Raw genomic sequence first — 7647 nt, forward strand, 5'->3', positions numbered from 1 at the left:
AATAAATTGCTAAACAGTACGAATCGGTTGTTTTGAGGGGTACGCACGGCATTTCATGCTGTGCGGCGCGGGCTCAGGCCGTCGTGCGCGGCCCGGCCGCGATGGCGGCGGCCAGCCCGAGTTCGGGATAGGCGAGATCGACGGCGGCGAGATCGGCGTGCATCTCGGCGAGCAGCCAGTCGCGTACCTCGGCCACGATCGGCCGAAGCGGGCGCCCCGGCGCCCACGACAGGCAGCACAGGCGGTCGGTTACCTGCAATTCCGACACGGCCGGCACCAGTTGCTTCTGCGCGAGCCAGTGCGCAAGCACGTTGACCCAGCCGAGCGCGATGCCCTGGCCCAGCAGCGCGGCCTGCACGACGATCGCGTAATCGTTGAAGCTCAGGACGTGGGCGGCGGTGCGCTCGCCGCTGGCGAACGCCCGGTAGCGCGTGTGCCAGCCGCGTTCCTCGGCATCCATGACGATGACGGTGTCGCCATGCTCGTGCCAGGCCTCGCCGCGTGCGAGTTCCGCGTAGCGCGGGTTGCACACCGGCAGCAGCACCTCGGGCATCACGGCCACGCTGTGCTCGACCGGCTCGCCGCCGTGCAGGAAGCGCATGCCGAGATCGACGTCGCCGAGCGGGCCGCCGATGCGCCCCGAAATCAGTTGAAAACGCAGATCGACCGACGGAAACGCCGCGTTGAGCCGGCCCATGCGCGACATCAGCCAGTGCGTGGTGAACGCGGTGGATACCGACAAGGTGACCGGTTCCACCCCGGTGGCGCGGGCCTCGATCTCGCTGATGGCATCTTCGATGCCGTTCAATCCTTCGGAGATCTTGCGATAGAGAATGCGGCCGTTCTCGGTCAGCTCGATGCCGCCGTGCACGCGCTCGAACAGGCGCACGCCGATGTGATCCTCCATGCGCGACAGCATGCGGCTGACGGCCGGCTGGCTGACGTAAAGCTCCTCGGCTGCGCGCGTGAAATTTCCGCAGCGCGCGGCGGCTTCGAAGACGAACAGCGCGTTCGCGCTCGGGAGTTTGCGACGAAGATTCGGCATGACCTGATGTTATGCCCGATCCAACAATTTGGGAATTGCCGCCAAAAATATGGACGCCTATATTTTGTTCAACACGGTCTGACAAAGCGGGAGCGATGGATGGACGCGAGAGTAAAGGCAGGCGTATCGATTCGATCGGCGGTCAAGCGTTATGGCCAGGTGGCCGCGCTCGACGACGTATCGCTGGACGTGGCGCAGGGCGAATTCGTTTCGCTGCTGGGGCCGTCCGGCTCGGGCAAGACCACGCTGCTCGGCATCCTCGGCGGCTTCGTGCAGCCGACCAGCGGCAGCGTGTGGGTGGGCGAGCGCGACATTACATTTGCGCCGCCGCACAAGCGCGACATCGGCATCGTGTTCCAGAACTACGCGCTGTTTCCGCACATGACGGTGGGCGAGAACGTGGCGTTCGCGCTGCGCGCCCGCCGCGAGCCGAAATCGGGCTGGGCGCGCCGCGTGGCCGATGCGCTCGCGATGGTCGAACTGTCCGGCTACGAGGGCCGCCGCATCAGCGAGCTGTCGGGCGGCCAGCGGCAGCGCGTGGCGCTGGCTCGCGCGATGGTGTTCGAGCCGCAACTGATCCTGATGGACGAGCCGCTTTCCGCGCTCGACAAGCAACTGCGCGAAACCATGCAGATCGAGCTGCGCCGCCTGCACCGGCGGCTCGGCGCGACCATCGTGTATGTCACGCACGACCAGCGCGAGGCGCTGACGATGAGCGATCGTGTGGCAGTCCTGCGTAACGGCAAGCTGGTGCAGATCGATACCCCCGAGCGGCTCTACGACCGCCCGTGCAATGCGTTCGTGGCCAGCTTCATCGGCGAGGCGACGCTGCTGCCGGTGCAGCGCGAGGGCGAGCACGCGGTGCGGCTCGGCGATGCCGTGCTGCACACCAGCGCGCCGCTGCCGCGCGGCGACAAGCTGCTGCTCGCGGTGCAGACCGAAAAACTCGTGATCGACGATGGCACCGCGCCGGCCGGGGCCAACCGCCTCAGCGCGCGCGTGACCGAGGTGCTTTATCAGGGCGAAAGCCTGCGCGTGTTCGCGACGCTGCCCGACGGCACCGCGCTGAGCCTGCGCCAGCCCGGCAACCACGACGCGCGGCAGCGTATCCCGCCGCCCGGCGCGTCCGTTTCCGTCGTGCTCGACCCGCGCGACACGATCGTCGTGCCCGCCTGACGGGCACCCCCGCTTCCGGCGTCATGCCTCGCAACGCGCTTCGCTCCGGCGAGGCCGCGGGGGAGAGGTGCGCCCTGTTTGCAGTGCCGTTTTCGAAACCCGTGTCATGTCATCAAGGATCCAAGCCATGAAGCTCACCGATTTCAAGGTTCTGACGTTCGATGTAGTCGGGACGCTGATCAACTTCGAACAGGGCGTGCTCGCCTCGGTGCGCCGCCTCGGCGGCCCCGCCGCGAAAGACCTGACCGACGATCAGATCTTCGAGCCGTACCTGCGCGGCCGCGCCGCGTTCCCGGGCCGCTCCAGCCACGCGATGTCCAGCGTCTACCTGTCGCTCGCCAAGGAACTGGGCCTGCCCGACGATCCGCAATCGGCCGCCGCGTTCCAGCGCGACGTGCTCGAATGGCCTGCGTTCGAGGATTCGGTGGCCGCGCTCAAGCGCCTGCGCAAGCACTTCCGGCTGGTCGCGATGACCAATGCCGACCGCGTCGCGCTGTCGGCCTACGCGCACACGCTCGGCGATCCGTTCGACGATACGGTGTGCTGCGACGAAACCGGCGTCGCCAAGCCGGACCCGCAATTCTTCGCCTACAACCGCGGGCGTCAGGCCGCGTTCGGCTACAAGTTCCGCGAGATCCTGCACACGGCGCAGAGCCAGTATCACGACATCGGCATCGCCACCCAGCTCGGCTACGCGACCTGCTGGATCGAGCGCCGCCAGGGCGAGAAGGGCTTCGGCGGCACGCCGGTGCCGAACGAAGTGACCACGCCGACGTTCTGCTTCGCGACGCTCGCCGCGCTCGCCGACGCGGTAGACGCCGAACTGGCCGCGGCCTGATCATGCTCGCGCCGTCCGCCACGACCGCTCCGCAGCCCGGTTTGCAGCCCGCTTTGCAGCCTGATTCGCTGTGGCGTCATCTCGCCGGCCGCTCGGGCGTGCTCGACGCCGATGCCGGCGCGGGGCCGCTCGACCGCGATCTGCAGGTGGAGGTGGCGGTGATCGGGGCCGGCTACTCGGGCCTCGGCGCCGCGCATGCGTTGCAGCGGCGCGGCGTGTCCTGCGCGGTGCTCGACGCGAACCCGGTGGGATGGGGCGCGAGCGGGCGCAACGGCGGCGTGGTGTCGTCGAAGTTTCGCCTGTCGTTCCCGACCATCGCGAGCCGTCACGGGCTTGACGTCGCGAAGCGCATGCATCGGCTCGCGCATGAAGGCGTGCGCGCGGTGGAGGCGCTGGTCGACGAATTCGGCATCGAAGGCGCACGGCTCGCGCATACCGGCAGCCTGCGCTGCGCGCACACCGAGCGCGCGCTGGCGGGTTGTCTGGCCGAAGCCGAATGGGTACGCACGACGCTCGGCGACACATCGATGACCGCGCTCTCGCGTGCTCAGGTCACCGAAGAAACCGGCTCGACGGGCTTCGTCGGCGGCGTGTTGAGCGCCGACGCGGGCACCATCCTGCCGCTCGAATACGTGCTCGGCCTCGCGCGCGGCCTGGCGGCGCGCGGCGTGCCGATCCACACCGGCACGCCGGTGCTGGCGATCGACCGCACGCCGGGCGGCGTCACGCTGCGCACGCCGGCGGCCACGGTGCGCGCGAAGCAGTTGATCGTGGCCACCAATGCGTACTCGGGCTTGAGCGCGGCCACGGCCGACTATCAACGCGAACTCGTGCCGTTCCGCAGCGCGATGATCGCCACCGAACGCCTGCCGGCCGAACTCGATGCGGCGCTGATGACGGGCGACCGCAGCTATACCGAAACGCGCCGGATGATGAAGTGGTTCCGCCGCGCCGACGGCCGCATGATTTTCGGCGGCCGCGACGCGTTCGGCAAGGAAGGCCAGGACACCGGCTTCGAGGCGCTGCGCCGCGCGATGGTGGCGCTGTTCCCGCAACTGGCCGGCGTGCGGGTGGAATACCGCTGGTCGGGCTACGTCGGCATGACGTTCAATGCGTTGCCGCACGTCGGCCGCAGCGACGCCTCCACCGTGTTCTGCCTCGGCTACAACGGCGCGGGCGTGGCGATGGCGAGCCTGATCGGCCAGCACGCGGCCGCGCTGGCGCTCGGCGAGCGGCCCGATCTCGCGCTGCTCGCGCAGGACGGCCTGCGGCCGGTGCCGTTTCATGCGCTGCGCGCGCCGGGCGTCAGGCTCGTCGCCGCGTGGTACCAGATACTCGATTCGCTGGGGGTATGATGGCGACTGCCAGAACTCTGATTTCGGATACCGAATTGATGCGACCGAACGAGGCCGGCGCCGCGCGCCATCATCAACGGCGCGAGGATCGCGCGATGCTGCTGTTGCTCGCGCCCGCGCTGGTCGTGGTCGTGCTGCTGCTGGTCGCGCCGCTGGCGTGGCTGTCGTGGCAGTCGATTCGCCAGGACGGCGGCTTCACGCTCGAATACTACCGCCGCATCTTCAGCGGCCCCTACCTCGACACCTTCGCGCTGACGTTCCGCATGAGCGCGATCGTCACCGTCGTCACGCTGCTGCTGGCCTACCCGGTGGCGTACCTGGCCGCCTCGGTGCGACCGCGCTACACGGCGCTGATCCTCGGCATGGTGGTGCTGCCGTTCTGGACCAGCGTGCTGGTGCGCACCTATGCATGGCTCGTGCTGCTGCAGCGCACCGGCGTGGTCAACAAGGTGCTGATGGCCACCGGCCTGATCGATCGCCCGCTGCAACTGGCCTACAACGAACTGGGCACGATCGTGGCGATGGTGCACATCCTGCTGCCGTTCATGGTGCTGCCTCTGTATTCGGCCATGCAGAAGATTCCCCGCAACCTTTCTCAAGCCGCCGCCAGCCTCGGCGCCACGCCGCTGCACAACTTCGTGCGGGTGTTCCTGCCGCTGTCGATGGGCGGCGTGGTGGCCGGCGTCACGCTGGTGTTCGTGCTCTGCCTCGGCTTCTACATCACGCCCGAACTGATGGGCGGCGGCCGCTCGATCATGGTGTCGATGGTGGTGAGCCGCAACGTGGAGATCTACAACAGTTGGGGCGCGGCCAGCTCGGTGAGCGTGGTGCTGCTGCTGTGCGTGTTCGCGATCTTCTATGCGGCCAGCCGCGTGATCCCGCTCGACAAGACCCTGGGGGCGAAATGAAACCGAATCCGCTGGCCCGCGCGCTGCTGATCGCCGCGGTGATCCTGATCCTCGCATTCCTGATGATCCCGGTGCTGATCGTGGTGCCGATGTCGTTCTCCGACACGCGCTTCATGACGTTCCCGCCGCCGTCGCTGTCGCTGCGCTGGTATCACGCGTTCTTCGGGAATCCCGAATGGCTGGCGGCGGCGCGCACCACGCTGGCGGCCTCGTTCGGCGCGGTGCTGATCGCCACGCCGGTGGGCGTGGCCGCGGCCTACGCGATCGAACACGGCCGGCATCCGTTGATTCGCCGGCTGCGCACGGTGCTGATGCTGCCGCTGATGGTGCCGATCATCATCGTGGCGGTGGGCGTGTTCTTCGTCTACTCGCAGTTCGGCTATGTCAACACGCTCGGCGGCCTGATCCTGGCCGACGCCATGCTGGGCCTGCCCTACGTGCTGATCTCGGTGGGCGCGGACCTGCGCTCGTTCGATCACGCGCAGGAAATGGCCGCGCGCAGCCTCGGCATGAACCGCCTGCGCAGTTTCCTGACCGTCACGCTGCCGCAGATTCGCTCCAGCGTGATCTCGGGCGCGGTGTTCGTGTTCATCCAGGCACTCGACGAAACGGTGGTGGCGCTGTTCGTATCGGGCGGCCCGAATCAGACGCTGACGCGCCGCATGTTCGTGACGCTGCGCGACGAGATCGATCCGACCATCGCCGCGATCAGCACCATGCTGACCGCGATCACGCTCGCGCTGGTGCTGATGATGGTGATCAGCCGGCGCGGTGGCAATCAGGCGGCGAGCGCGGCGGCGGCCTGAACGCGGCGCGCTCGCCTTTTCACGGACTCCTACGGAACCGCGCATGACCGATGCCCTGAACTTCTACATCGACGGCGCGTGGGTCGCGCCGTTCGGCGACGCGCGCCTGCCCGTCGTCGACCCGTGCACCGAACAGCCCTACGCCGAAGTGGCGCTCGGCGATGCGCGCGACGTCGAGCGCGCCGTGGCCGCCGCGAAACGCGCGTTCGGCACGTTCTCGCAAACCGAGCCGGCCGAGCGCGTCGCGTTGCTGCGGCGCGTGCTCGACGTGTATTTGCGGCGCTACGACGAGATCGCGGCCACGCTGTCGCGCGAGCTGGGCGCGCCGCCCGCGCTGGCATCCGACTGGCAGGCCGGGCTCGGCCGGCGCCATCTGGAGGAACTGTTGCGCACCAGCGAGACGTTCGTCTGGCAGCGCCGCAAGGGCTCGACGCTGATCTGCCACGAGCCGCTCGGCGTGGTTGCGCTGATCACGCCATGGAATTGGCCGATCAACCAGATCGTCTGCAAGGTCGCGCCGGCGCTGCTGGCCGGCTGCACGATGGTGCTCAAGCCGAGCGAGGTGTCGCCGCTCGACGCCGCGCTGTTCGCCGAGGTGCTGCACGAAGCGGGCGTGCCGCCCGGTGTGTTCAACCTCGTGCACGGCGACGGGCCGGGCGTGGGCGCGGCGCTGTGCGCGCATCCCGACATCGACATGGTGTCGTTCACCGGCTCGACGCGCGCCGGCGTGCAGGTCGCCACGCTGGCCGCGCCGGGCGTGAAGCGCGTGCATCAGGAGCTGGGTGGCAAATCGGCGAACCTGCTGCTCGACGACGCCGATTTCGAAACGGCCGTGAAGAACGGCGTGGACAGTTGCTTCAGCAACAGCGGCCAGTCGTGCAACGCACCGACGCGGATGCTGGTGCCGGCCGAGCGTCACGACGAGGCCGTCGAGATCGCACGACGTGCAGCGCTCGCGCATCGGGTCGGCGCGCCCGGCACGGCCGGCGTGATGATGGGGCCGGTGGTCAACGCCGTGCAGTTCGGGCGCGTGCAGCGGCTGATCGAGGCCGGGGTGGCCGAGGGCGCGCAACTCGTGGCGGGCGGCCCTGGCCGCCCCGACGGGCTCACGCAGGGCTATTACGTGAAGCCTACCGTGTTCGCAAACGTGCGGCCCGACATGACGATCGCCAACGAGGAGATCTTCGGGCCGGTGCTCGCGATCCTGCCGTATCGCGACGAAGAGGAGGCGATCTCGATCGCCAACGACAGCCCATACGGCCTGGCCGCCTACGTGCAATCGGGCGACTTGGCGCGCGCACGGCGCGTGGGATTCCGGCTGCGCGCGGGCGGTGTGTATCTGAACTATCCGGCCTGGGATGCGGGCGCGCCGTTCGGCGGCTACAAGCAATCGGGCAACGGCCGCGAATACGCCGAATGGGGGCTGGAGGCGTTTCTCGAAGTGAAGGGCGTGGTCGGCTACGGCGACTGACGTCGCGCCGATCGATCGAACGCCGTGCCGCGCGTCTTGCGCGGCACG

7 protein-coding genes are annotated in these 7647 nt (G+C 68.6%); 6 read left to right on the forward strand and 1 reads right to left on the reverse strand.

The window, feature by feature from the left end; translation table 11 throughout:
* Window positions 1-73 precede the first annotated feature (73 nt).
* Window positions 74-1045, reverse strand: a complete 972-nt coding sequence (locus ACYP33_RS24355; protein WP_459624268.1) for a LysR family transcriptional regulator — start codon at window positions 1043-1045, stop codon at window positions 74-76.
* 99 nt (window positions 1046-1144) lie between these two features.
* On the opposite strand from ACYP33_RS24355, the gene ACYP33_RS24360 reads away from it, so the two are divergent.
* The 6 genes from ACYP33_RS24360 (at window position 1145) to ACYP33_RS24385 (ending at window position 7599) form a co-directional block, all read left to right on the forward strand.
* Complete coding sequence (locus ACYP33_RS24360) at window positions 1145-2221, forward strand: ABC transporter ATP-binding protein (protein ID WP_414448533.1); 1077 nt, start codon at window positions 1145-1147, stop codon at window positions 2219-2221.
* 127 nt (window positions 2222-2348) lie between these two features.
* Entirely contained in the window at window positions 2349-3059 is a 711-nt protein-coding gene (locus ACYP33_RS24365) for an HAD-IA family hydrolase (protein ID WP_414440854.1), read from the forward strand.
* 2 nt (window positions 3060-3061) lie between these two features.
* Window positions 3062-4414, forward strand: coding sequence for an NAD(P)/FAD-dependent oxidoreductase (locus tag ACYP33_RS24370; RefSeq protein ID WP_459624269.1), 1353 nt, complete (start codon window positions 3062-3064; stop codon window positions 4412-4414).
* Between the two features lie 38 nt (window positions 4415-4452).
* Window positions 4453-5322, forward strand: coding sequence for an ABC transporter permease (locus ACYP33_RS24375; RefSeq protein WP_459624284.1), 870 nt, complete (start codon window positions 4453-4455; stop codon window positions 5320-5322).
* Complete coding sequence (locus ACYP33_RS24380) at window positions 5319-6128, forward strand: ABC transporter permease (protein ID WP_414448530.1); 810 nt, start codon at window positions 5319-5321, stop codon at window positions 6126-6128. Before ACYP33_RS24375 ends, ACYP33_RS24380 begins: the two co-directional genes overlap by 4 nt.
* Window positions 6129-6171: 43 nt before the next feature.
* Window positions 6172-7599: an aldehyde dehydrogenase family protein gene (locus ACYP33_RS24385; RefSeq protein ID WP_459624270.1), complete on the forward strand. Its 1428-nt coding sequence runs from the start codon at window positions 6172-6174 to the stop codon at window positions 7597-7599.
* Window positions 7600-7647 lie beyond the last annotated feature (48 nt).

It is taken from the genome of Burkholderia sp. 3C, from assembly GCF_054589155.1.

Excerpts from the sequence above, each read along its gene's own strand:
- ACYP33_RS24355 (WP_459624268.1), bottom strand. The coding sequence starts at position 1,045 with ATGCCGAATCTTCGTCGCAAACTCCCGAGCGCGAACGCGCTGTTCGTC.
- ACYP33_RS24360 (WP_414448533.1), top strand. The coding sequence starts at position 1,145 with ATGGACGCGAGAGTAAAGGCAGGCGTATCGATTCGATCGGCGGTCAAG.
- ACYP33_RS24365 (WP_414440854.1), top strand. The coding sequence starts at position 2,349 with ATGAAGCTCACCGATTTCAAGGTTCTGACGTTCGATGTAGTCGGGACG.
- ACYP33_RS24370 (WP_459624269.1), top strand. The coding sequence starts at position 3,062 with ATGCTCGCGCCGTCCGCCACGACCGCTCCGCAGCCCGGTTTGCAGCCC.
- ACYP33_RS24375 (WP_459624284.1), top strand. The coding sequence starts at position 4,453 with ATGCGACCGAACGAGGCCGGCGCCGCGCGCCATCATCAACGGCGCGAG.
- ACYP33_RS24380 (WP_414448530.1), top strand. The coding sequence starts at position 5,319 with ATGAAACCGAATCCGCTGGCCCGCGCGCTGCTGATCGCCGCGGTGATC.
- ACYP33_RS24385 (WP_459624270.1), top strand. The coding sequence starts at position 6,172 with ATGACCGATGCCCTGAACTTCTACATCGACGGCGCGTGGGTCGCGCCG.